The 22,105-nt window shown below is 68.5% G+C and carries 23 protein-coding genes and 1 pseudogene; 10 read left to right on the top strand and 14 right to left on the bottom strand.

Annotation, left to right across the window (positions count from 1 at the left end; translation table 11 throughout):
• The first annotated feature begins 55 nt into the window (after positions 1 to 55).
• Positions 56 to 1,015 carry a lysylphosphatidylglycerol synthase transmembrane domain-containing protein gene (locus ABGB18_RS20975; RefSeq protein ID WP_347697234.1) on the top strand — a complete coding sequence of 320 codons (960 nt, stop codon included), beginning with the start codon at positions 56 to 58 and terminating at the stop codon, positions 1,013 to 1,015.
• Here the strand turns inward: ABGB18_RS20975 and ABGB18_RS20980 are convergent.
• From ABGB18_RS20980 to ABGB18_RS20990, 3 genes are all read right to left on the bottom strand, one after another.
• Entirely contained in the window at positions 916 to 1,977 is a 1,062-nt protein-coding gene (locus tag ABGB18_RS20980) for a glycosyltransferase family 4 protein (RefSeq protein WP_347697235.1), read from the bottom strand. The genes ABGB18_RS20975 and ABGB18_RS20980 overlap by 100 nt on opposite strands.
• A 2-nt stretch (positions 1,978 to 1,979) precedes the next feature.
• Positions 1,980 to 2,909: a glycosyltransferase family 2 protein gene (locus ABGB18_RS20985; RefSeq protein WP_347697236.1), complete on the bottom strand. Its 930-nt coding sequence runs from the start codon at positions 2,907 to 2,909 to the stop codon at positions 1,980 to 1,982.
• A 76-nt stretch (positions 2,910 to 2,985) separates the two neighbouring features.
• Positions 2,986 to 4,977 (bottom strand): hypothetical protein, encoded by a 1,992-nt coding sequence (locus ABGB18_RS20990; RefSeq protein WP_347697237.1) that lies wholly within the window; start codon positions 4,975 to 4,977, stop codon positions 2,986 to 2,988.
• Between the two features lie 253 nt (positions 4,978 to 5,230).
• On the opposite strand from ABGB18_RS20990, the gene ABGB18_RS20995 reads away from it, so the two are divergent.
• The 4 genes from ABGB18_RS20995 to ABGB18_RS21010 all read left to right on the top strand — a co-directional run bounded on the left by ABGB18_RS20995 (position 5,231) and on the right by ABGB18_RS21010 (position 11,037).
• Complete coding sequence (locus ABGB18_RS20995) at positions 5,231 to 6,715, top strand: hypothetical protein (protein WP_347697262.1); 1,485 nt, start codon at positions 5,231 to 5,233, stop codon at positions 6,713 to 6,715.
• 209 nt (positions 6,716 to 6,924) lie between these two features.
• A complete protein-coding gene (locus ABGB18_RS21000; RefSeq protein WP_347697238.1) occupies positions 6,925 to 8,577 on the top strand; it encodes an LCP family protein in 1,653 nt (550 codons plus the stop codon).
• Positions 8,578 to 8,752: 175 nt separating this feature from the next.
• Positions 8,753 to 10,018, top strand: a complete 1,266-nt coding sequence (locus tag ABGB18_RS21005) for an acyltransferase family protein (protein WP_347697239.1) — start codon at positions 8,753 to 8,755, stop codon at positions 10,016 to 10,018.
• 56 nt (positions 10,019 to 10,074) lie between these two features.
• On the top strand, positions 10,075 to 11,037 hold the full coding sequence (locus ABGB18_RS21010) for a glycosyltransferase (protein ID WP_347697240.1): 963 nt from the start codon (positions 10,075 to 10,077) through the stop codon (positions 11,035 to 11,037).
• On the opposite strand, the gene ABGB18_RS21015 is transcribed toward ABGB18_RS21010, so the two are convergent.
• Entirely contained in the window at positions 11,034 to 11,264 is a 231-nt protein-coding gene (locus ABGB18_RS21015; protein WP_347697241.1) for a hypothetical protein, read from the bottom strand. The genes ABGB18_RS21010 and ABGB18_RS21015 overlap by 4 nt on opposite strands.
• 28 nt (positions 11,265 to 11,292) lie before the next feature.
• Between ABGB18_RS21015 and ABGB18_RS21020 the strand changes: the two genes are divergently transcribed.
• Positions 11,293 to 12,006, top strand: coding sequence for an acetoacetate decarboxylase family protein (locus ABGB18_RS21020; protein WP_347697242.1), 714 nt, complete (start codon positions 11,293 to 11,295; stop codon positions 12,004 to 12,006).
• 43 nt (positions 12,007 to 12,049) lie between these two features.
• On the opposite strand, the gene ABGB18_RS21025 is transcribed toward ABGB18_RS21020, so the two are convergent.
• From ABGB18_RS21025 to ABGB18_RS21055, 7 genes are all read right to left on the bottom strand, one after another.
• Positions 12,050 to 12,934, bottom strand: coding sequence for a glycosyltransferase (locus ABGB18_RS21025; RefSeq protein WP_347697243.1), 885 nt, complete (start codon positions 12,932 to 12,934; stop codon positions 12,050 to 12,052).
• Between the two features lie 184 nt (positions 12,935 to 13,118).
• Positions 13,119 to 13,886 carry a CDP-alcohol phosphatidyltransferase family protein gene (locus ABGB18_RS21030; protein WP_347697244.1) on the bottom strand — a complete coding sequence of 256 codons (768 nt, stop codon included), beginning with the start codon at positions 13,884 to 13,886 and terminating at the stop codon, positions 13,119 to 13,121.
• Complete coding sequence (locus tag ABGB18_RS21035; RefSeq protein ID WP_347697245.1) at positions 13,864 to 14,904, bottom strand: iron-containing alcohol dehydrogenase family protein; 1,041 nt, start codon at positions 14,902 to 14,904, stop codon at positions 13,864 to 13,866. The genes ABGB18_RS21030 and ABGB18_RS21035 overlap by 23 nt, the downstream gene beginning before the upstream one ends.
• A gap of 28 nt (positions 14,905 to 14,932) precedes the next feature.
• Entirely contained in the window at positions 14,933 to 15,667 is a 735-nt protein-coding gene (locus ABGB18_RS21040; RefSeq protein ID WP_347697246.1) for a phosphocholine cytidylyltransferase family protein, read from the bottom strand.
• 154 nt (positions 15,668 to 15,821) lie between these two features.
• Positions 15,822 to 16,430, bottom strand: coding sequence for a DUF5941 domain-containing protein (locus ABGB18_RS21045; protein ID WP_347697247.1), 609 nt, complete (start codon positions 16,428 to 16,430; stop codon positions 15,822 to 15,824).
• An 11-nt stretch (positions 16,431 to 16,441) separates the two neighbouring features.
• Positions 16,442 to 17,857: a CDP-alcohol phosphatidyltransferase family protein gene (locus tag ABGB18_RS21050; RefSeq protein ID WP_347697248.1), complete on the bottom strand. Its 1,416-nt coding sequence runs from the start codon at positions 17,855 to 17,857 to the stop codon at positions 16,442 to 16,444.
• 331 nt (positions 17,858 to 18,188) lie between these two features.
• The gene (locus ABGB18_RS21055) at positions 18,189 to 18,443 is read right to left on the bottom strand and encodes a GntR family transcriptional regulator (protein WP_347697249.1); all 255 of its coding nucleotides are present in this window, start codon (positions 18,441 to 18,443) and stop codon (positions 18,189 to 18,191) included.
• 217 nt (positions 18,444 to 18,660) lie between these two features.
• Between ABGB18_RS21055 and ABGB18_RS21060 the strand changes: the two genes are divergently transcribed.
• From ABGB18_RS21060 to ABGB18_RS21070, 3 genes and pseudogenes are all read left to right on the top strand, one after another.
• The gene (locus ABGB18_RS21060) at positions 18,661 to 19,080 is read left to right on the top strand and encodes a hypothetical protein (RefSeq protein WP_347697250.1); all 420 of its coding nucleotides are present in this window, start codon (positions 18,661 to 18,663) and stop codon (positions 19,078 to 19,080) included.
• Complete coding sequence (locus ABGB18_RS21065; protein ID WP_347697251.1) at positions 19,077 to 19,388, top strand: hypothetical protein; 312 nt, start codon at positions 19,077 to 19,079, stop codon at positions 19,386 to 19,388. The genes ABGB18_RS21060 and ABGB18_RS21065 overlap by 4 nt, the downstream gene beginning before the upstream one ends.
• A gap of 536 nt (positions 19,389 to 19,924) precedes the next feature.
• Positions 19,925 to 20,011 (top strand): annotated as a pseudogene (locus ABGB18_RS21070) (transposase); the annotation flags it as partial.
• Positions 20,012 to 20,225: 214 nt separating this feature from the next.
• Here ABGB18_RS21070 and ABGB18_RS21075 read toward each other — a convergent pair.
• Genes ABGB18_RS21075 through ABGB18_RS21085 form a run of 3 tightly spaced genes read right to left on the bottom strand, consistent with a single transcriptional unit; the run spans position 20,226 to position 21,599 of the window.
• Positions 20,226 to 20,558 carry a hypothetical protein gene (locus ABGB18_RS21075; RefSeq protein ID WP_347697252.1) on the bottom strand — a complete coding sequence of 111 codons (333 nt, stop codon included), beginning with the start codon at positions 20,556 to 20,558 and terminating at the stop codon, positions 20,226 to 20,228.
• A gap of 54 nt (positions 20,559 to 20,612) precedes the next feature.
• The gene (locus tag ABGB18_RS21080) at positions 20,613 to 21,164 is read right to left on the bottom strand and encodes a hypothetical protein (protein WP_347697253.1); all 552 of its coding nucleotides are present in this window, start codon (positions 21,162 to 21,164) and stop codon (positions 20,613 to 20,615) included.
• 12 nt (positions 21,165 to 21,176) lie between these two features.
• On the bottom strand, positions 21,177 to 21,599 hold the full coding sequence (locus ABGB18_RS21085) for a hypothetical protein (RefSeq protein ID WP_347697254.1): 423 nt from the start codon (positions 21,597 to 21,599) through the stop codon (positions 21,177 to 21,179).
• A 176-nt stretch (positions 21,600 to 21,775) separates the two neighbouring features.
• Between ABGB18_RS21085 and ABGB18_RS21090 the strand changes: the two genes are divergently transcribed.
• Complete coding sequence (locus ABGB18_RS21090; RefSeq protein WP_347697255.1) at positions 21,776 to 22,030, top strand: hypothetical protein; 255 nt, start codon at positions 21,776 to 21,778, stop codon at positions 22,028 to 22,030.
• Positions 22,031 to 22,105 lie beyond the last annotated feature (75 nt).

The raw sequence follows: 22,105 nt of genomic DNA on the forward strand, positions 1-22,105 counted from the left end.
TGCCCATCGCCGCGATCGCCTGGTCTGCCCGGCGCCCTCCGCGTAGCCTGAGCCAATGATCCGCCGCCTGCTGCGTGTCGTCCTGGCCCTGGTCGCCGTCGGTTTCCTCGGCTACGGCCTGGCCCTGCACTGGGACGAGACCACCCGAGCCGTGGCCGCGATGTCGCCGTGGGCGGTGCTCGGGACCTTCGCCGCCGTGCTGCTCGGCCAGTTCTTCATGCTGGTGGCCTGGCGGGAGATCCTGGCGGGGCTGGGCACGCGGGTGCCGTTGCGGGTGGCCGGGAAGATCATGTTCGTGGGGCAGCTCGGGAAGTACATCCCGGGGGCCGTCTGGGCGTACGCGGCGATGATGGACCTCGGGCGGGACCACGGCAGCCCGCCGCGGCGCACGTTCGCGACGATCTCGCTGAGTCTGGTGATCAATCTCGGGGTGGCCATCTCGATCGCCGCCGCGGCGCTGGGCTCGCAGGAGGCGGTGCGGCAGGCGTGGTACCTGGTGCTGCTCGTGCCGGCGATCATCGTCTGCCTGCATCCCAAGGTGCTGACCTGGGGTCTCAACCTGGCGCTGCGCATCGCCCGCAAGGAACCGCTGGAAAGCGTGTTGCCCGGCCGCACGGTGGTGGTCGCGGTGGCGTGGACCACGCTCGGCTGGCTCGTGTACGGCCTTCACACCTGGCTGCTCTCCGGCCGCCTGGATCTCTACGTGGTGGCCACCGGGGCCTACGCCTTCGCCTGGGCCACCGGCATCCTCACCGTCGTCGTCCCGGCCGGGGTCGGGATCAGGGAGGGCGCGCTGGTGCTGGTGTTCGGCCCGATCATCGGCATCCCCGCGGCGCTCGCGGTGGCGATCGTGTCACGGCTGGCGTTCACGCTGGCCGACACCACGGCCGCGGGCCTGTCGTTCCTGCTCGGGCGTCAGGTCGCCAGCAACGCGCCCGCGTACGCCGACCAGAACGGCTCCGGATCGACCGCCTTGACGCCCGACCGCAACCTCTCGGGCTCGCCCGAGGCGTAGAACCGCTCGATCGCCCGGCGCAGCTCCCCAGCGTCACCCGGCTCGACGAGCAGCCCGTCCACCCCGTCGGTGACATGGTCGGCGAGCGCGCCGACCCGGGTGGCGATCACCGGCACGCCGTGCTCGTGGCCGAGCCAGACGTTCTGGCTGGCGGTGGCGCTCCGGTACGGCAACACCAGAGCGTCGGCCGCGGCGAACAGCTTGGGCACGTCCTCGGCGGCCACGTAACCGGGCCGCAGCTCCACCCGGTCGCCGATGCCCAGCTCGGCGATCAGCGCCTTCGTCTCGTCGATCGAGCCCCAGAACTCGCCCGCCACGGTCAGCCCGATCCCCTCCGGCAGGGCCCGGAGCAGCAGGTCGAGCCCCTTGTACGGCCGCACGATCCCGAAGAACAGCAGCCGCCGGTGCACTCCGGTGGATTTCCCGGCGTTCGTCGAGGGCAGGTGCGGCGGCAGCGCTGCCACCCGGACCGGCTTGCCCGTGAGCCTCCTGGCCAGCTCGGCCTGCGGCTCGGAGTGGGTCAGCGCGCCGTCCACCCGCTTGAGCAGCGCCCTCATGAGCGGCTCGTCGTAGGGCTTCCGCTCGTGAGGCAGCACGTTGTGGCAGAGCGCAACTGTCCTGACTTTTCGCCCCATCCCGTACAAGATCCCCAAGTATGCGGGGACCTGTACCGGGCTCAACACCGCCAGCACCACCAGATCCGCCGCCCGCGACCGCCGCCCCGCCGCCACCCACCCGTCGGGCCGCCGCCAGTCCAGCCGCCGCACGGTCCCCGGATAGGGCGTGCCCTCCGGCACGGAGATCGTCTGCTGCCCCGGATAGAGGAACGACGGATACTGCGCCCGCCACGACTCGATCACCACATCGTGCCCGAGGCCCGCGAGCCGGTGCGCCAGCTCGGTGGTGTGCTGCGCCCCGCCCCCCTTGTACGGATAGGTCGGGCCGACGATCACGATCCGCAACGTCACTCTCCCCGCGAGCGCACGATCAGGTCGGCCAGCAGCGCGACGGACCCGATCAGCATCCCGGACAGGAAGATCATGACGGTGTTGGCGGGGAAGTAGAACGGGTGCTGGATCATGTCCCAGACACCCTTCACGAACCCGACGCCCACCAGCCACAACGCGGGCGGCATCAGCACCTTGAGCGGGTTGAAGTACATGATCATCCGCAGCACCTGCAGGATGTAGCGGTAGGCGTCGGACACGAAGCTGAACTTCGACTTACCGGCCCGCTTGGCGTAGTCGATCGGCAGGTAGTGGACGTCGTGCTGGTTGGACAGGAACGACAGCGTGATGGTCGTCACGCAGGAGAACCCGGGCGGCAGCAGCCGCAGGTAGGGCCGGGCCACCGACTTGCGGAAGGCGCGCAGCCCGGAGTTGAGGTCGGGGATCTTCTGCCCGGCCAGGATCTCGGCCACCTTGCGGATCACCCACTTGGCCGGCACCCGCAGGAGCTTGTGCGAGCCCTCCTCGCTGGTGCGCGCGCCGACCACCTGGTCGATCGACGGGTCCTTGTCCAGGATCTGCACCAGCTCGGGGATGCGCTCGTTGGGGTAGGTCATGTCGGCGTCGGTCCACACGACGATCTCGCCCCTGGCCTCCTGCGAGCCGATCCGCCGCACGGTGCCGGAGCCGCCGTTGCGGAGGAAGGCGCGGATGCGCAGCCGGGGATAGTCGGGCGCGGCCTGCTTCAGCCTGGCCAGCGTCTCGTCGGTGGAGCAGTCGTCCACGGCCACGAGCTCATAGGTGTAGCCGCTGGAGTCCATCGCCTTGGTGATGCGCTCGACCTCGTCGATGACGTGATCCTGCTCGTTGTAGCAGGGCAGGACGATCGTGACGTACGGCGGTTCATCCACGTCAGGTCCACTCTTGGAGGTCTCAAGCGTGCTCACGGGGGTCGAGGTTACTCTGCCCACCGTAACGCCGGGTCCACATCGGTGCAGCGGGAACTCCGACTTTCAAGATCATCTAATTCGCCACGGCCATCCACACGTCGATCCGCAGCGACCACGTGCCGTTCGGCGCGTCGATCAGCGAGCGCTCGTCCTGGCGCGCGACCAGGCCCATCACCTGCGTGGCCGGCCCGTACGTCGCGACCTGCCGGGCCTCGGCGCCCAGCACGACGGGGACGCGGCCGGCGGCGCGCACCCGGCCGGCCAGGCGGCGGACCTCGGCCACCGGCGCGACCTCCGCGTTCCCGCGCCGCACCCTCACCGCCGGGCGGCCGCACATCCCGCGTACGAGCTGGGTGAGGCGGTCTCCGGTGACCCGTTCCACGATCAGCACCGAGGCGTCCGGCGGGATGCGGGCGCACATGGCCTCGACCGCCGCCGCCTCGCCCCGCTCGACCGGCGTGAACGCGGTGCCGATCGAGGTCACGGCCGGCGGCACGAGGACGAGCAGCACGGCGGCCGCCACACCCCAGCGCCGCCCGCGCTCCGGCAGCCGTTCGCGGCCCCGGGCCAGCGCCCAGGTGGCCAGCAGGATGAGCCCGGGGATCACGACCGGGACGAGGCGGCGGGCGGCCCACGGGTGGTCGGGGGTGATCTCGGGCCGGATCAGTGTGGTGACCGTGGTCCAGCCGACCACCGCAAGGGGCAGCAGCCACTCGAAGGGGGTGCCGTCGCGCAGCAGCCGGCGGACGAGCAGGGCCGCCGCGATCGTGGCCAGCACCACCACCGGGAGGCCGACGTACCAGACCACCCAGTGCAGGGAGTTCTCGAAGTAGAGCCTGGTGCCGTCGAGGGGCAGGCCGTTGGCACGCTGGGTCTGCTTGATCATCTCGTACGTGCGCAGGTCGTCCGCGTTCACCGGCTGGCGGGTCACGGTCTGGAACCACGGGCGCGCGTACAGGGCCGCCATGAGGAGCACGACCGCCGCGGCCCCGGCCGTGGGCGCCCAGCGGGGCAGCCGGAGCCGGGACAGGATCGGGGCGAGGGCCGTACCGGCGACGGTGAGCACGAGGACGGCGCCGCAGATGAGCAGCAGCGGCCGGACCGAACCGGACAGATAGCTCAGATATTGGCGGGCCAGCAGGTAGGCCGCCAGCAGCCCCAGACCGGCGCCCGCCACCAGGCCCGCCAGCAGCGGCGGCCCGAGTGCCGCCCGTGCCCTGGCGGAGCGGCGCATCGCGATCAGCAGCCCGGCGAAGGCCAGCACCGGCAGCACGTCACGCAGGCCGTCCACCCTGACCAGCACCGCGAGCCCGGCCACCAGCCCCGCCAGCAGCGCGCGCGCCCGGTTCGGCCCGGCCAGCGCGTCGTGCGCCAGCGCCAGCCCGCCGAACAGCAGGATCATCGACGGGATCTCGCTGAACGTGGTGCGCGAGGTGTAGAGGATCGGCATGCTCACCGCGAACGCGAGCGCCGCCGGCACCGCCCAGCGCGCTCCCGCCAGCCGCGCCACCACTCCCGCCAGGGTGAGCGCGGCCAGCGCCCCCAGCAGCGGCGGCACCAGGAACGGCGCGCCCAGCCAGTCGCCGGCCGCGAACAGCATCGGCGGCCCCGGCATGAACTGCGGCACCACCGCCCCGTCCGCCGGGTAGAACCCGACGCTGTCGAACAACAGCCAGGGGTCGGCCCCGCCGAACGCCTCCGCCTGGACGGGAACGGGCAGCGAGCCGTGGCCCGCGATCCACGCGGCGTACTGGGCGTAGGTGGCGGGATCGCGCCGGATCACCACCTGCTCGGAGTGCATGAGCAGGTTGAACGCCCCGGCCGTCACGGCCACCGCCACGACCCCCGCGACCTGCCAGGGTGTGGCCGTCACGAGCTTGCCGAGCCGCCGCGTGCCCGCCCAGCACAGCAGCCCGGCGGCGGGCAGGCCGAGCAGCAGCAGCGGCAGCGGCGCGTACCAGCCGAGCAGCAGCAGCGGCAGGCCCGCGAGCAGCCAGCCCGCCACGGCGAGCGCGGGCACCACCGAGAGCGCGGCCAGCACCCGGCCGGGTCGTTCGAGGTCCATCGGAGAGCGAGCGTATCCAACCCCGGCACCACGAACGTCCCGCCACGACGCCACTCACCCTCCGGCGCCCTCGGCCCGTCCTCGGCTCGCCCTCGCCGAGCGGAGGGCGAGCCGGGGACGAGCAGGGGGGCGAGCGGGGGGTGTGGCGCCCGTGGCACGGGGTCCGCGCAAACGCGGGTAGCGTACGACCGACCGCGGCTAGCGGGCTTTGCACTTGTCGGCGTGCCGAAGGAGCGGGGAGGACGTGCGGGTGATGGCGGAGGTGCCCGCGAGGACCGGCCGTGGCAGGCGTCGGCTCCCGCGCGAGCCTCACGGCCTGCTGCCGCGGCGGCTCGCGCGCGAGGCCCACCGCCTGCTGCGGCGGCACGGGTGGTTCGCCGCGGTCCTCGGCCTCGGCACCGTGCTGCGCGTCCTGACGATGCTGGGCTACCGGCCCGCCCTGTGGTTCCCCGACACCTACACCTACGTCGTCACCGTCTTCAAGCCCAGCCCCGACCTGGTGCGCCCGGCGGGCTACTCGATGTTCCTGAAGCTGCTGGAGCCGTTCCACTCCTTCGGTGTGGTGGCGGCCACCCAGCACCTGCTCGGCCTGGCCACCGGGGTGCTGATCTACCGGGTGGCGCACCGGGCGCCCCGGTGGGTGCGGACGCTGGCCACGGTGCCCGTGCTGCTCGACGCGTACCAGATCGAGCTGGAGCACCTGCTCGTCTCGGACACGTTGTTCATGTTCCTGGTCGTGGCCGCCGTGGCGCTGTGCATGACGGCGCGGCCGGTCACCGTCGCCGCCGTCGGGCTGCTGCTGGCCGCCGCCACGCTGACCAGGACCGTCGGCCAGCCGCTCGTCGTCGTGGCGGCCGCCTGGTTCGTGCTGCGCAGGCGGGTCGGCCTGGCCGGGGTGCTGGTGGCGGCCGCCCTGGTGCCGATCCTCGCCTACGGCGCCTGGTTCTACGCCACCCACCATCGCGTCGGGCTGGTGGGCGCGAACGGCGCCTTCCTCTACGCCCGCACGATGTCGTTCGCGGACTGCGCCAAGATGGACCCGCCGCCCGACCTGCGGGTCCTGTGCGACCCGCGCCCGCCGGAGCGGCGCCCGCCCTCCCAGGAATACATCTGGGCCAAGGACTCCCCGCTGGTCCTGCGGCCGGGGATCACGTTCACGAAGGAGAACGACGACCTGGCGGCCAGATTCGCCACGCTGGCCATCACGAAACAACCTCTCGACTACGCGGCCTCGGTCCTGAGCGAGCTGGGCCGCACGTTCACCTGGGAACGCGCGATCTATCCCGACCCCGAGATCTACGGCTACTACCAGTTCCCGGCGACACCACCGGGACCACCTGGTCGCTATCCCGCACAGGTCGGCGCCGAATATGCGAAGCTCTACGAGCAGGGTGCGATCGGCACGGAGATCGTCGAGCCCTACGCCGGCTGGCTGCGGGCCTACCAGAGCATGGCGCGGCTGCCCGGCCTCGTGCTCCTGGCGGTCCTGCTGGTGCCCCCGGCGGCGGCCATCGCCCGCAGGCGTGCACACCTGCGAGGCGACAGCACTGGTAGCAGGCGCCGCGCGGGAGTTCCGGCCTGGCTGGTGCCCTGGTCGGTGGCCGTCGTGCTGCTGGTCACGCCGGCCGCGGTGGCGGAGTTCGACTATCGCTACGTGCTCCCGGCCGTACCCCTGGCCTGCTTGGCGGCGGCTCTGAGCATCAGGCCAGATGTGCTGGGACGGACTGGAAGCAATTGAAAGAGTTTGGCGATGATATTCCACCCAATGTCCGGCTCTGAGTATGCTGTGCCGCGGAAACATCACGCTCGGATCACGACCGTCCCCCGCGGTCAGGACACCGGGCACGCCGTACGTGACCCAGTCTCGTGGCGCGTAGCGACCAACAGTGCCGTCGCCCGGCAGGCGTTGCCAGCGCGTCAGGCGCACGAAGTGAGGCTTGAGGGCGTATGAGTGACCACCGGATGGCGCCACCGGTCGACCCCGCGTACGAGCGCAGGGGCGCTCCCACCCAGCAGGGCAGCCGGATGGCTCGCAGGCAGGCGGCCGCCGCGCCCCCGCCGCCCCCCGCCGACAGGCCCCCGCGCAGCCACCGCGGCGGCGGTGGCAAGGGCGGCGGCCAGAACAAGATGCGCGTGCTGGCCTGGGTCAGCATCGGCCTCACCACCGTCATGGTCGCCGGTGCGCTGACCGGATACACCGTCTACCGTGACGCGTTCGGCAACATCAAGCAGAAGAGCGTCAAAGACGACATCATCAACCCGCGCCCGCCGGACACCGGCGCGCTCAACGTGCTGCTCGTCGGCTCCGACACCCGCGCGGGCAAGGGCAACGCGCAATACGGCCAGCAGTTGGCCAGGACGGCCGACGCGGGCGGCAAGCGCACCGACACCATCATCCTGCTGCACATCTCCCCTGGCCGGGACCAGGCGCGCCTGATCAGCTTCCCCCGCGACTCCATGGTGAACATCCCCAAGTGCCGGAACGAGACGACCAAGCAGGAGATGCCGCCCCGCCGTGACATGATCAACTCGGCGTACAACTCCGGGGGCATCGCCTGCACGATGTCCACGATCGAGACGCTCACCGGCATTCGGGTCAACCACTTCGTCGAGGTCGACTTCAGCGGCTTCAAGAACATCGTGGACGCGCTCGGCGGCATCGAGATCTGCCTGAAGTCCGGCGTCAACGACAAGAACTCCAAGCTGGTCCTGCCGCCGGGGAAGAGCCTGCTGAACGGCGAGAAAGCGCTGGGCTACGTACGCCTGCGCCACTACGGCGACGGCAGCGACATCCAGCGCATCAGGCGCCAGCAGATCTTCCTGAGCAAGGTCGTCGCCAAGGCCACCAGCAGCGCGCTGCTCACCGACGTGGGCAAGCTCAGGGAGTTCATCGCGGCCGCGGCCGGATCGGTCACCATGGACCCCGAGCTGGCCAACGACACCGAGCAGCTCATCGAGATCGCCATGAGCGCCAGGGAACTGACGGCCAGCGGCGTCAAGTTCACCACCATCCCGTGGATCCCCGACCCGGCGGACAAGAACCGGGTGGTCTGGGAGGAGCCGGCCGCGACGGAGCTGTTCACCGCGATCAAGACCGACACCGAGCCCGCGGAGACCGCCGCCCCGAGCCCCAGCGCCAGTGCCGGCGCCGACACCAAGCCCAAGGTCACCGTGAAGCCCGAGCAGGTGAAGGTCGAGGTGCTCAACGGCACCAAGACCGTGGGCAAGGCCCGCGAGGTCGCCGACCAGCTCGCCAAGCAGGGCTTCAACGTCGTCAGCGTGGGCAACTACGAGGCCGCGGGCGGTGCCAGCCTGGCGACCAGCGAGATCCACTACGCCAAGACGGGGGCCACGGCGCCCGCCCAGGCCGACACGCTGTCAGGTTCGGTCCTGCCCAAGCCCACCCCCGCGGCGGGCAAGGTCAGGGCCACCAACCCGCAGCCGTACGTGTCGGCGACCGCGACAACCCCGACGAAGGGCGCGCCGGTGGTCCAGTTCCTCGTGGGCGAGGACTTCAAGTCGGTGAAGGTCACCAAGCTCCCCGACAGCGTCGAGAACAACAGCATCACCGCCTCTCAGCAGAAGAACGTCTGCACCTGAGCCTCCAGATTGGCTGTGTAATCGCGCGTTCTAAGCCGGCTCGTAGGACAGGACTCCGAGAGCGGGATAATGTGTTTGGGGTCGGCGACGCAGTGCGACGCGGGCCGCGAGGTCATCCGCTGGGCGTGTTGCCGTCGTGTGCCCCGGCCCCCTAGCGAAGCTGAGCGACTCCCCTGTGTCTGACACCAGATCCTCCTCACCGGTCACGCCCCCGCGAAGCGCCGAGGACGTGGGCGGACCAGCTCAGACAGGAGCCCGCTGGCCGCTGCCGGAGGAGGCGTTCTGGAGCGAGGCCAACGATCCGCCGCTGATTGGTGGCGCGCCGGGCCGACGGGCGGATGAGGCGGCAGCCGAGCTGACCGCGCCCCAGCGGGCGATCCCGGCCGTGGGCCGCCTGGAGCACCCCGAGCCCGCCCCCGAGCCGGAGCAGGAGCCCCAGCAGCCCAGGCGCAAGCGCGACCCGTTCCTCGACAACGTCAAGTTCCTGCTGATCGCACTGGTGCCGATGGGGCACTCCCTGGTGCCGACGCTCGCGGCCGACTCCTCCAGGGCCCTGTACATCTTCATCTACACCTTCCACATGCCGCTGTTCGTCATCATCAGCGGCTACCTGTCACGCAATTTCTGGAACTCCAACGCGAAGACCAACAAGCTGGTCGACACGTTCCTCGTTCCGTACGTGATCGTCGAGGTCGGCTACGCAGTGCTCCGCACCGCGCTGGGCCAGAAGTGGAGTCTGACGATCATCGACCCGGCGTGGCTCAACTGGTACCTGCTGGCGCTGCTGTTCTGGCGCCTGTCCACGCCGGTGTGGAAGCGGATGAAATATCCGGTCCCCGTCTCCATCGCCATCTACCTGTTCGCCGGGCTCTCCTCGATCTCGGGTGACTTCAGCATGGACCGCTTCTTCGGTCTGATGCCGTTCTTCGTGATCGGCCTGGTCCTGCAGCCCGAGCACTTCGAGCTGCTCAACCGGCGCTGGATCAAGATCCTCGCGGTGTTCACCCTCCTGGCCGCGGCCGGGGTGGCGATCTACATCGCCCCCCACGCCAAGCTCTCGCCCTTCTACTACAAGGCCAGCTACCACTCCCTCGACCTGTCCTGGTACATGGGGATCGGCCTGCGTACCGGCCTGCTGATCTGCGGGCTGGCCATGTGCTTCGCCGTCCTGGCGCTGGTGCCCCGGCGCGAGACGTGGTTCACCGACCTCGGCACCCGCACTCTCTACTGCTACCTGCTGCACGGCATCCCGGTGCTGATCGCCAAGGACCAGGGCTGGCTGTCGCTCCCGTGGCTGTACGGGCCGCTCGGCGTGCTGGCGATCTGTTCCACCTGTTTCGCGCTGGCGATCGTGTTGTGCCTGCCGGTGACCCGAACCGTCTTCAAGTGGGTTCTTGAGCCCCGCTTGACCTGGCTCTATCGTCGCCCCTCCCGAAATTAAGCGACCGTTTCGCCAGCATTAACGCCTTTGACCTGGTAAGAGCGGAGCATCGACACATGCGCGCATGTGTCGCCACGACCGTCCATCACCCCGAGGACGCCCGGATCATGCATCGGCAGATCAGGGCCCTGCTCGACGCGGGCCACGAGGTGACCTACGTCGCGCCGTTCACCTTCTTCAACGTGACCCCGGCCATGGGGGTGTCAGCCGTCGACGTGGCACACCACGCCCCCCTCAGCAGGGCCCGCACGGCTCTCAGACGCGGCCTGCGGGGCGCGGACCTGCTGATCGTGCACGACCACCGGCTGCTGCGCGCGCTGCCCTACCGGCGGCCTCCGGTCGTCTGGGACGTGCGCGAGCAGGTGTCACCCCGGCGGCTCGCCCGCGCACGGAGGCGCCACCGGCTGATCACCACCGCGGTGGTGCCCGAGGCGACCCTGGTGTCGTCCAGCCCGCCTCTTCCCGGCGACACCAGGGTCGTGCACATCGGCCGCCTGTCGGCCGAACGCGGCGTGACGGAGTTGATCGGCCTGGCCGAGCGCCTGGTCCCGCACGGCGTCCGGATGGACCTGATCGGCGCCGCCACCCCCGACGTGCGCCCGCTGCTGCGCGACGCGCAGCGGGTCGGGCTGCTCGACTGGTTCGGGTACGTGCCCCTCCGCCACGCCCTGCGCATGGCCGAGGGCGCGCTGGCCGGCCTGTCGCTGGCCGGCGACACGGTCACGACGCCGCCCACGAAGATCATGGACTACATGGGCCGCGGGCTGCCGGTGATCACGACCCCGCAGGGCGCCTCGCTGGTGGAGAGCGCCGGGTGCGGGCTCGTGGTGCCCCAGGACGTGGACGCGGTGCTGAACGCCGTACTGGATCTGAAGGAGGACCCGGAACGGCGGGTCCGCCTGGGCTCCCTGGGCCACGCGAAGGCCCGCCTGCACCACCACTGGCCGGACCACGCGGCGGCCTTCGTCACCCGGGCCGAGTCGTGGGCCGGGGTGACCGCCCACGCCCTGGCCGTCTAGGGCCGGTCGAGGTCGTACGCGACGCCTGCCAGCCGGATCGTGCGCACGAGCGGATCGTCTATCAACCGGCGCAACTTCCGCACCGACGTGAGCTGGTCCACGTGGGCGTAGGCCAGGCCGTCCTTGGCGGCCTTGCGCAGCCGGGCCAGGGGGAGGTCGAAGCTGCGCAGATCGTCGCCGTCGGAGTTCGCATCACACCCAGACGAAGCCGGGGCGGGAATGGTCACGTGGCTTGGGGGTTGATGTACTGGGGCTATGGCATCGCATCTGATCCAGGGCCGGACGGTGGGCATGCCTGTGCGGGTGAGAGACGCGGAGGTCTGCGGCGCCACCTTCCTCGTGCGTGCCGACGCCGCCCGGGCGGTGATCGCGTACTCCGGGTTCGACGTGGCCGAGGCGCTGCCCGGCAAGGCCGTCTGCGTGCTGGTGTTCGCGGACTACCGGGACGGGGACCTCGACGCCTACCACGAGTTCGGCATGGCATTCCTGGTGCGCCCGCCGGGCGCTTCCGGCTGTACGGGGCCGGGGGACCTACGGCAGGCCGGGGTGTTCGTGCACTGGTTGCCCGTGGACCGGCCGTTCACCATGGAGGTGGGGCGCACCTTGTGGGGGTTCCCGAAGGAGCTGGCGGACATCGAGTTGCGGCTCACGTCGCCGTACAAGCGGTGCATCCTGCGCAAGGACGGCAGGCTCGTACTGGACCTGCTGATCAAGCCGGGTCTGCCCGTGCCGGGGGTCACCGCCCTGGCGCCGCCGCCCGCCTACACGCACCGCGACGGGATCACCCGGCGCGTCCCGTGGTCCGCGCGGGCCCGCCGGGTGCGGGCGCGGCCCGGCGGCGCGCTGATCCGGCTGGGCAACCATCCCATCGCCAAGGAGCTGAGCGAGCTCGGGCTGCCCAGGCGGGCGGTCTTCAGCTCCACGGTCGGGCACGCCGCCTTGAGGGTCGGCGAGGCCGAGCCGACCTGAGCCGGGCGATCACCGCGGGTCGCCGGGACCGCCGGCGCGGGCGTCAGACGATGGGCGGGCGGCCGAGCTTGACCATGCGCCAGGCCGTCCGCCAGGCCATCGGCCGGCGCTCGCCGGCCGGGGTGCGCAGGCCCTCGAAGAAGCCGGTGAACCAGGCCTTGAGCTGGGTCCCGCCGCCGCGCTCGCGGGCCACTGTGAGCACCACCCAGTTGAGCAGGTAGAGGGCGGCGAGGGGCCACGGCAGGTTGCGGCGGGCCAGCCAGACCCGGTTGCGGGCGTTGAGCCGATAGAACTCGGCGTGCCGGGTCGGCGGGACCTGCGGGTGGTACATCACCGTCTCGGCGTCGTATTCGATCCGGTAGCCCTCGCCCAGCAGCCGCCAGGCCAGGTCGGTCTCCTCGTGCGCGTAGAAGAAGCGCTCCGGCAGGCCGCCCACCTGGAGGAAGGCCGAACGCCTGATCGCCGAGGCACCGCCCAGGAACGTCGTGACGGGCGAGGAGCGCTGCGGGTCGCCCGCGCGCAGGCGAGGGACGTGACGGCGCTGGCCGATGCCGCCGTCGGGGTCCATCACCCGGAAGGAGATCACCGCCAGGTCCGGCTCGGTGGCGAAGCGGTCGCGTACGTGGGCGACGACCTTCTGGCTGGCATACCAGCCGTCGTCGTCGAGGAACAGAACGACGTCTCCCGAGCACTCCTGCACGCCGCGATTGCGGCCCGCGGGGATGCCCGTGTTCTGATCGAGCCGGATCGATTTCACGATCGCGGCCGACCCCTCGGGTGGCGTCGCCGAGACCTCTGGCACGTCGGCGCCATTGCCCACGATCACGACCTCGACGTCGCCGTCGATCTGGTTGAGCGCTGACTCGACTGCCCGGTTCAGCTCCGCGACCCGGTTGCCCATGGTGAGGATGACGCACGAGATCTTCAACGAATCATCGTCCTGACGCGTTGAGAGCACGGGCGGAGCATTCTTTCATGATCACCGAGTCTGCTGGTTGCATCGTTTGATAATGGTGGAGCTAAGCGTATCGGAACTGGGGGTGAACCCCCACCGAACGGCGGACGTCCGATCTATACGACGGACGAGGAGCCGCTCCGGTTCCGACATGAGATCACGCAAGGCGCCTCGATGCGAGGATGCTTACCAAATGCAGAACAACCTGTAGGCAGGCCGCTACGAAACACGCCACCAGCAGCACCCTGGTGGCCACGAGATCACCGGTCACCACGTCGACCACCGCGGTCGCCAGCGCCAGCAGGGACAGCTCGATGGGCTGCACGATCCGGTGGAACTTCGTCGCCGCCAGCACCCGCCGGCCCAGCCCCAGCAGCCCGGAGCGGAACTGCGTCCCGGACGCCTCGGTGGCGGACGACAGCCCGCCCTTGGCCCGCGCCACGTCCACCAGATCGGTCTCGGCCTTGATCAGGATGGCGCCGAGCGCGGCGGCGAACCCCAGCACGGTGTACCAGTCCGGCAGCACGACCGAGGCCCGCCAGCCCAGGCCGACCAGCACCGCGGCCTCGGCGAAATAGGCGCCGACGCGGTCGAGGTAGACGCCGGCCAGCGAGGTCTTGCCGGTCCAGCGGGCCAGCTCGCCGTCGGAGCAGTCCAGCAGCAGGTAGACCTGCACGAGCAGGGCGGCCGCCACGACCGCCCAGAACCCCGGCAGGGCCAGCACGACCCCGCCGGCGATCCCGGCCAGCGTCATCACCCAGGTGAGCTGGTTGGGCGTGACGGACGTCTTGGCGAGCAGCCAGGTGGCATAGATGGACAGGCGCCGCATGTAGAGCACACCCGCCCAGTGCTCGCCGTTCCTGCGTTCGAGGTGGCCCGCCGGCTGGGCCACCTCCCGCAGCTCAGCTACCGAAGGCCCGGACATAGTCCCCCACCCGATCGCGGATCTCCGAGTCCTGCATGCGCAGGTGCTCCAGGATCGTGTAACGGCCGGGACGGGTGGCCGGGGCCAGCGCGACGGCCTCGCAGAACTGCTCGTCGCTCAGGCCGATGTCGGCCGGGACGACGGGCAGCTCGTGGCTGCGCAGGCAGCCGACGACCTGCTCCACCCGGGCGTCGTCGTCCCTGAGGAAGTAGCAGAAGGCGGCACCGATCCCGGCGAGCTCGCCGTGGTTGGAGGTGCCGGGGAAGAGCTGATCCACGGCATGAAGGATCTCATGATCTCCACCGCTCGCGGGCCGGGAGGAGCCGGCGATGACCATCGACATCCCGGACAGGATGAGCGACTCGGCCAGAACCGTCAGGAACGCGTCGGACTCGATGGAGTCCGAACGCCCGATGAGCGCCTCGGCGGCGGTGCGCGACATCGAGCAGGCCAGCCCGTCGATGGGCTCCCCGCGCTCGATGTTGCCGAGCTGCCAGTCGTCGATGGCCGAAAGGTTGCTCACCACGTCGCCCACGCCCGCCCGGACGAGCTGCTTCGGCGCGTTGTGCACGAAGTCCAGGTCGACCAGGATGGCCAGCGGCATCGGCACCCCGAACGTGCCCTTACCGCCCTCATAGACCAGGGAGGCGGTGGGCGAGCAGATGCCGTCGTGGGAGAGATTGGTGGCCACCGCGACCATCGGGATGCCCGCGAGCGACGCGGCGTATTTGGTCGCGTCGATCGTCTTGCCGCCGCCGACGCCCACCACCACCTCATAGGCGCCCTTGCGCAGGTCGGCGCCGAGCGAGACGGCCGCGTCGACCGACCCGTCAGCCACCCTGAACACCTCTGCCTCGCCCAGCGTGGGCGCGATCAGGCTCTCGATGTGGTCACCCTGCCCCGGCCCGACGGCCACGGCGACCCTGCCGGAGGTCGCCACGCGGCTGTCGGCCAGCAGTGCGCCCAACTGCGCCACCGCGCCGCGCCTGACCTCCATGGTCAGGGGGGCCGGCAGCATTCTCGCTAGAAGCGGCATCCGCGCCCCCTCAGTAGCGAACGGCTATGACGCGGGCCTTGGCCAGGTCGTCGTGGTTGTCCACCTCGACCCAGTCGACCTCGCCGATGGGCGCGGCGTGGATCAGCTCGCCGCGCTCGACCATCTCCTGGTAGCCGTCCTCGTAGTAGAGCTGCGGGTCACGCTCGAACGTCGCCTTCAGCGCGTCGGCCAGCCGATCGGCCGCGCCCGGCCGGATGAGGGTGGCGCCGATGTACTCGCCGTAGGCCTCGGCCGGGTCCATCAGCTTGGTGATGCGCCGCAGCCCTCCCTCTGGCGAGAGCGTGACCTTCATCTCCTCGTCGGCGAGCTTTTTCACGTTGTCGACGGCGAGCAGGATGTCGCTCGTCTCGGGGGCGGACAGAAGGGTCTTCTCGACCGAGACCGGGTGCACGGTGTCGCCGTTGACCAGCAGCGCGCCCTGGGAGAAATAGTCGCGGGCGCACCACAAGGAGTAGGCGTTGTTCCACTCCTCGGCCTTGTCGTTGTGCACGAGGGTGAGCTTGACGCCGTGCCGTTGCTCGAGCTCCTCCTTGCGCTCGTGCACGGCGTGCGCCGCATAACCGACGACGACCACGACCTCTCGCAGGTCCACCTCGGCCAGGTTGCGCAGCGAGATGTCCATGATCGTGGTTTCGCCGTCGACCGGCACGAGCGCCTTGGGCAGCGTGTCGGTGTACGGCCGCAGGCGTCGTCCGGCCCCAGCGGCCAGCACCATTCCCAGCAACGTGCACTCCTCAGTCGAGCATGACGCGTCACGCGCGGCGGGCCCCGCGGGCCCACCATGCGTACGGACTCCGTTACGTCGGCAGGTCGCTGGACGCGTCCCACCGTTGGCCCAAAGAGTATTCGTCTTTGCGCCCTCCGCGGGTAATCCGGCGTTAGTCTTGCGTTCCTGTATCGGTGCCGGGCACCCCGGAGCGGGGTGCGGCCAGCCAGCAGGTGAGGCTCTCCCAGCCGAACAGCGCCCACAGGTAGACCGCGAGGATCACGTAGCCGACGGTCGTCCAACCGGAAAGGGCGACCAGCGAGACCGCCATCATCCGCCCGTCCCAGCCGAGGCCGAACGTGGCCAGCCACGCGGGCGGGTAAACACGATGGCGCAGCCGGTAAACGAGATCATAGTGGTGGAAGGCCAGCGCGCCGAGCAGTACGAAGATCAGCACGGGCGGCGTCTCGTGGGCGAACCCGCAGGCCATGACGAAGGCATATTCGATGAGCCGCAGGACCGGTGGCACCAGCCAGTCGAATCTGCCGTCGTGCGGATGGGTGCTGCCGGGCCCGGCCAGCAGCAGCGTCACGGCGGGCGCGAACACCGCGAGCCCGTCGGACCCGGCCACGCCGATCGCCAGCAGCACGCCGATGACGAACGCGCCGGCCACCACCGGCGGCAGCGGTGGGAGCTGGCCCGCCACGAGCAGGCCCATGGCGCGCGAGAGGGGGCCGTCGTCGCGGTAGGCCACGACGGTGCTGTCGGGCACGGGTGCCATGTGGACCGAAATCACTTTGCCGACCTCGCGATCCGACCGGCGAGCTGGTAGAGGGCCGCCACGCCGCCCCAGCAGAGCAGGGACAGGAATGTCACCCTGGCGTTCCAGCCGGCCGCGGTGACGGCGATCAGGGCCGTGCGCTCGCCGATGGGCAGCACGACGATCTTCTTGAGCCAGCGCGCGACCGTGTCCCGCTCGATGCGCTGGGCGAGCCCGAGGACGCCGGGGGCGCGGCCGGCGTCCTCCGACTCCATCAGGGAGCGGGCCGGGCGGCCCCACGGGGTCCCGACGCGGCCGGCGTCGGCGACGGTGCCCGCGTACGCGTACTGGATGGCGTGCCGTACGACCTGCAGGATCATCGTGGCCACCGCCAGATACCAGATGTCGGGACCGGCGAAGCCGACGGCGAGGCCGACGTAGACGGCGTATTCCTTGAACCGGTCGGACAGGCCGTCCGCCCAGGCACCGAGCGGGGAGAACGTACGGGTGTAGCGGGCGAGCTGGCCGTCGAGGCAGTCGAGCGCGAACGACAGGTAGAACAGCGCCGCCCCGGTCAGCCGCCCGCCCGGGGTGCCCGCGGAGAACCAGACGGCCGCCAGCAGCGCCAGGGCCAAGGAGATGCCGGTGACGGCGTTGGGGGTGAGCTTGAGCCGGGCGGCGGGCTTGATCAGGTGGCGGGTCCAGGTGGAGACGAGGTAGGTGGCGAAGAAGCCGTCGTCCTGTTTGACGGCGGTGTCGAGCCTGACCTGGGCCTCGTCCACCTCGGCCAGCCGGGTGAGAGCGGTGTCGGCGGCGCCCTGGCCGGTCACCCGGCCGGCGTGCAGCGGCCCGAGACCGGTCGCCCGCACCGCCACACCCGATCTCACCAGCCCGACCAGCAGCAGGTCGGCCGCCTCGACCTCGGTGACGGGGCCGAGCTTGCCCTCCTCGACCAGCTCGGCCAGCTCCTCCGCGACGTCGGCCAGCGCGCTCAGGCCGGACTCGCCCGTCTGCAGCACGCCCCGGAAGGTGGCGTTCGCCGCGGGCACGAGGTGGAACGAGCTGCCCGCGGCGACGATCTTGCCGCCCTCGACGCGTACAGGAGGATGCGGGGGACCTGAGTCCGCGTCGTGCGAGACCAGCGCGGCGGTGTCGCGGGCGGGGTGCTCCAGCAGCATCGCGAGCGCCTCGGTGTGGGCCACGAGGTCGGCGGGCAGCACGGCCACGGCGCCGGGCGCGACCCTGACGATCTTGGCGATGTTCCGCAGGCCGGCGACGAGGCCGCCGTCGGCGCTCACCACCTGGACGTCGAGCACGGGCAGCGTGGCGAGCTGACCGCCGACCCGGTCGAGCAGCGTGCCCTCGGCGCAGTACAGCCGGGAGGCGGGGGTCGTGGCGAGCAGCACGACCGACGTGGTCGTGCTCTCGCGGCTCAGCGGCTCGGGCAAAGCGCAGGTCTCCTACCGGTCGGGCGGGAGTGCGTGGACTTGGGGGGTGCGTAGCCACAGCGTAGCGACAGGCCAAGGCGATATCACGGAACAGGACCGTTACGCTGCCGGTAAGTCTGGTCAGTCCGGGAAGGTCTGCGAGAGTCGGCTACAGCCCCCGCTAGCTGCGGCTTCCGTCTAGCGGGGGCGAACTGGGTCGGGGGGAGTCGGCGTGTGCTGGCTCCCCCCGCTGGCTCCTCCCCCACGGGTGCCAGAACCCATCCGGTCACAGCTCGTGAGCTGCGGGAACTATCGCATCTATTAGAAGGTCAGTGCCACCCCGTCCCCAAGGTCAAGCTTCGACGGGACGCTCAACCACGAAGCTACCCATACCGGGCGCTGTCCAGATGAGCCCATCCTTGCGTAGTGCCCGATGAACCTTTTGGCCGGTCGCGGTGGCAATCCCATAGATCTCCTGGAGTTTCAGCACAGACGGCACCTGATCGCCGGGAGCAAGCTTTCCACTCTCGATTTGGCCCTTGATGACCTCATAGACCTGAACCCATCGGGGCACTCCCGGCTTCCACTCCAACTCTTGATCAACCACAAACACCACGCTAGGCAAGGGATACCGTGACAAGCGAGATACAACATGCCTGGCGAGCTATAGCATGGTGTAGTACTGTGATGCCTATGAACGGCACGGGAGGTCACCCGCACACGGCTTCCATGCTCGGCTGGTTGCTCGGCCGAGCACGGCGTGTCCTCCGGGCCTGTCCTTCGGTCGGCGTGGCTCCGCGTGTCTTCGGGGTGGAGCGCCAGTCATGAAGCGAATCTCTTCAGCGGTGCTGAAGGACATTGCTGGCCTGCGGGTGCGGGGTTTGGAGCCGGGACAGATAGCCCGGGAAATCGGCGCACATATCGAGACAATCAAGATTGCCATCGAATATCTCGACCGCAAGGCATCGCCAGAGGAATTGAAACAAGCGTATTGGCCAGCGGATCCGCCATCCTCCAGCGTCGATCCGTTGAGCGATACGCGGCCTGTCCGCCCCCAAAAAGGTGAGTGGGATCATCGCGACCCCAGAGAGTTGGCATTGGAGGAACGGCGGGCAATCGCCGAAGAGCATTGGCGGGAAGCTCAGCGCCGGGTTCCGCCATTGACGCGATCGACCGGAGACATCAAGGCAAGCATGGAATTTCTCTCCCAGTTCGACCCCAAGGCAGGGAGGCACAATTCATGAGCAATGGAAATGCAGTCGTGCAGCAGTCGCCACATCCCGCACTGATCACTGTCAGGCGGGCTTTCGAGGAAGCCTGTTCGGCACTGCAAGCTATCTCCGACTTCGAAGAGGCTTACCGCGTCGCGACGGAGCTTGCTGACGGCTTGCGGGAAATGGCCGAGACGGCTGCTCTTGCTCGGGCTAGGTCGGCAGCACAGTTGAGCGAGGCCGAGGGGCTATCTCTGGCTGGCCTAGCAACGAAGCTGAGTATCTCTAAGGCTCGCGCAAGTCAGCTTATCAATGCCGCCCGTGGCGACGGAGAGAAGTGAGCGGGGGCTATCATGATCACTGCTACCAATGACTTTATCCGCAGCAACATCACGAGCGCCGTCGCATGCCGCTTGGATGGCGACGAGTGGTCCGTATCTGACGCTCCGGACATCAAATACAATAGCGTCGGTGCGCTACGTCGAATGCTGGAGCTTGAGCACCGGCACGAAAGCGAGCAACTTCGCAACGCGCTACTCAAAGACCAACCTAACACTGCGGATCACGCGTGCGAACGCGCTAATAGACTGATATCAGAGGCGCGAGCCCTTCTGATGACTGCGGACAAGAGCACTAACGTGCAGGTGAGCGCGCAAATGGAGCACGCCAGCTATTTTCTTACATTGACTCAAATGCTCCTCCTGGACGTGCAAGGCGCATTCCAGTCAGGCTCTACCGCATGCGCTCTGTGTTTTCGCTCTGACCTTCCGGTGCGTCGAATAGGTGCCAATGAATCAGGGATTGTACTTGTCATCTGTTTGGAGTGCCTTAGTGGCGTGCTAAAGGCTGCATAGCGGGAGCGAGGTGGCGACGTGAAGGGTGCCCTTGGCGTGATTTGCCGGAGTGCTACGGGAACTGGAAGACCGTTTACAACCGGCATCGCCGCTGGTCGATGGAGGGGATGTGGACGAAGCTACTTAACGAGTTAGGGGCAGAATGCGCTGATGCGATGAAGCCCTAAGGTCCTTGGTACTCGGCGATACCTCCGACGCCAATGGGCGTCACCGATAAAGGTGACGCCCATTTGCGGAATTGGTGAGCGTCCTGCCGGGACGGACCTCCGCCTAAGAGTCGCTCACTGTGAGGGGGCTCTTTAGCCTCCTTGTGGTCAGACTGCCTTAGACATCTGCAACGATGTCGATAGACAGGTCTAGATAGTTGTCCCGCACCGTAGCAATAAGGCGCGTTCCGCTCTCGCCTTTTGTTTCGCTGGGTTGTAGGTCGGCGTTTATAGCTTCCCGCCAGATCTCGAAGTCCCTGCGCCGCTGTTGGGCATCTCCGGTGTCACAGAAGCCGGTAAGCGCCGCCTTGGCGGCACTACTATGTACCGCCCAGGTGATTATCGGGAGGTCTTCGTTGGAGATCCTTGCTAGCAGATTTCTAAGCTCATCCACTGCCCGTTGCTGCAAATGCAACTGATCCAGGTAAGCCTGTTTCGCCTCGTGCTGCACGCGTAGCCTTTCTGCGTCTTGTGGTTGCACGTTTGTGCCCCCATTTTTAGTCTTCTATTTGGCCTTTTGTCCTTCGGCAAGCGTGATCGGCTCTTGCCCGTGTTCGTGGTCATACATTCCGGCGAGTGCCGGGCGGAACGTCGCTAGATGCTCAGGCCATCTGCCGCAAAGAGCCGATCGCGCGGCAGAATCGGTTTGCAGAAGGAACTGCAAGTGCCGCAGGCCATGCATAAGAACATCTATATATCGGGGAATTGGCGCTTCTGTTGCTTCGACAGGGATCGGCTTACCTACTGCATCCGGAAGCGCCGGACTGATAGGGGCTGCATTCTTCCATTTATCCCTAACGAACGCGCCGCAACCGACAACGGCAACGTAGGTGAGAATGACGGCGGTGTCCTCCGCACGCCATGAAGTCGAGTGCAGCAGCTTGACCCCATCTGAAGCTTCATTCGCGGACAGAAGGTCTGTGACGGCGGTGTGAGGATCGCTGTCCTGCCGGACTGCCTCGGAGCGCCATGCATCCTTTCCGCTGATAAGCCACAACCCGATGTCATCTGCCGACACGGGCCAGACTTCAACGATTACCTCTGTCCGCTCGCTCACCCTAGTTTCCCCTCACTGCGTTTCGTCTTGCTTATCGGAGTCTTCGGCCTTTTTCGCTGCCCTCTTGGCGGCATGCGCTGCCGATATCGCCACCTTCGTTAGACCGAGCGCGATCCGCTCATCCCGCTCATTCCGGGCTCTCGTGTCCTTGGCGGTCTTGATTAGTTGAGCTGCACGTGCTTTCGATACGCCAATGCGGTCAGCAAGGCTAGCCAACGACATTTCTTCTTGCTCAAAAATGCGGGCCGCTGAAAGGGCTCTTTGATTGCCGGAGGTCTCAAAGAGCCGCCTCAGCATTTCAACCAGCTCCGTTGCGCCGTTGTACGCCCGGTTGTGGTCCGTATCCGCATCTATCGCCATAAGTGCTGAATCGAAAGCGCGTTCAAGGTCAGCTAGCGCGGACAGCACCGCCTCGCTCACGCCTTCTCTTGCCATGTGGGCAGCGTAACCCCCTTCGGACAGGGGGGACTAGACACGCCCCGTGTAGTCCCCCCTTGACGATCGTGTAGGGGGGGCTGTACGGTCTTTCGTGTAGCCCCCCCTACACGGGCAACTGAGCAGGGGGAACGGCCAACTGTCGGTCCAAGGACTCGGATGGAGGTGATCTTGCGGTGACTGATTCAAAGAACGCACATCACTCCCGTTTGATCGCCTTTGTTCGGACCTTGGCCGAACTGCTGGACAACTGCACGGACGGCTTGATCTCCAGTGCGCTGGCCGCCACGGCGCTTCTGCTGGCGATCATCGCGCTTCACACGCTGGCGGACGCGCTGGAGAACTGCCCCGACGTGCTGGCCCTCTACATCCCGCTCTTCGAAAGACATCCCAGGGGCTTTAGTTGTCAAGCAGCAAGCGACTCGGTGTGATGCGACCAGGCGGTTGCCTCGTCGTAGAGGGTGCCGGTTTTGAGGCAGCCGTGCAGGATGCCGACGAGGCGGTTG

The organism is Nonomuraea sp. B12E4, assembly GCF_039871825.1.
Classification (GTDB): domain Bacteria; phylum Actinomycetota; class Actinomycetes; order Streptosporangiales; family Streptosporangiaceae; genus Nonomuraea.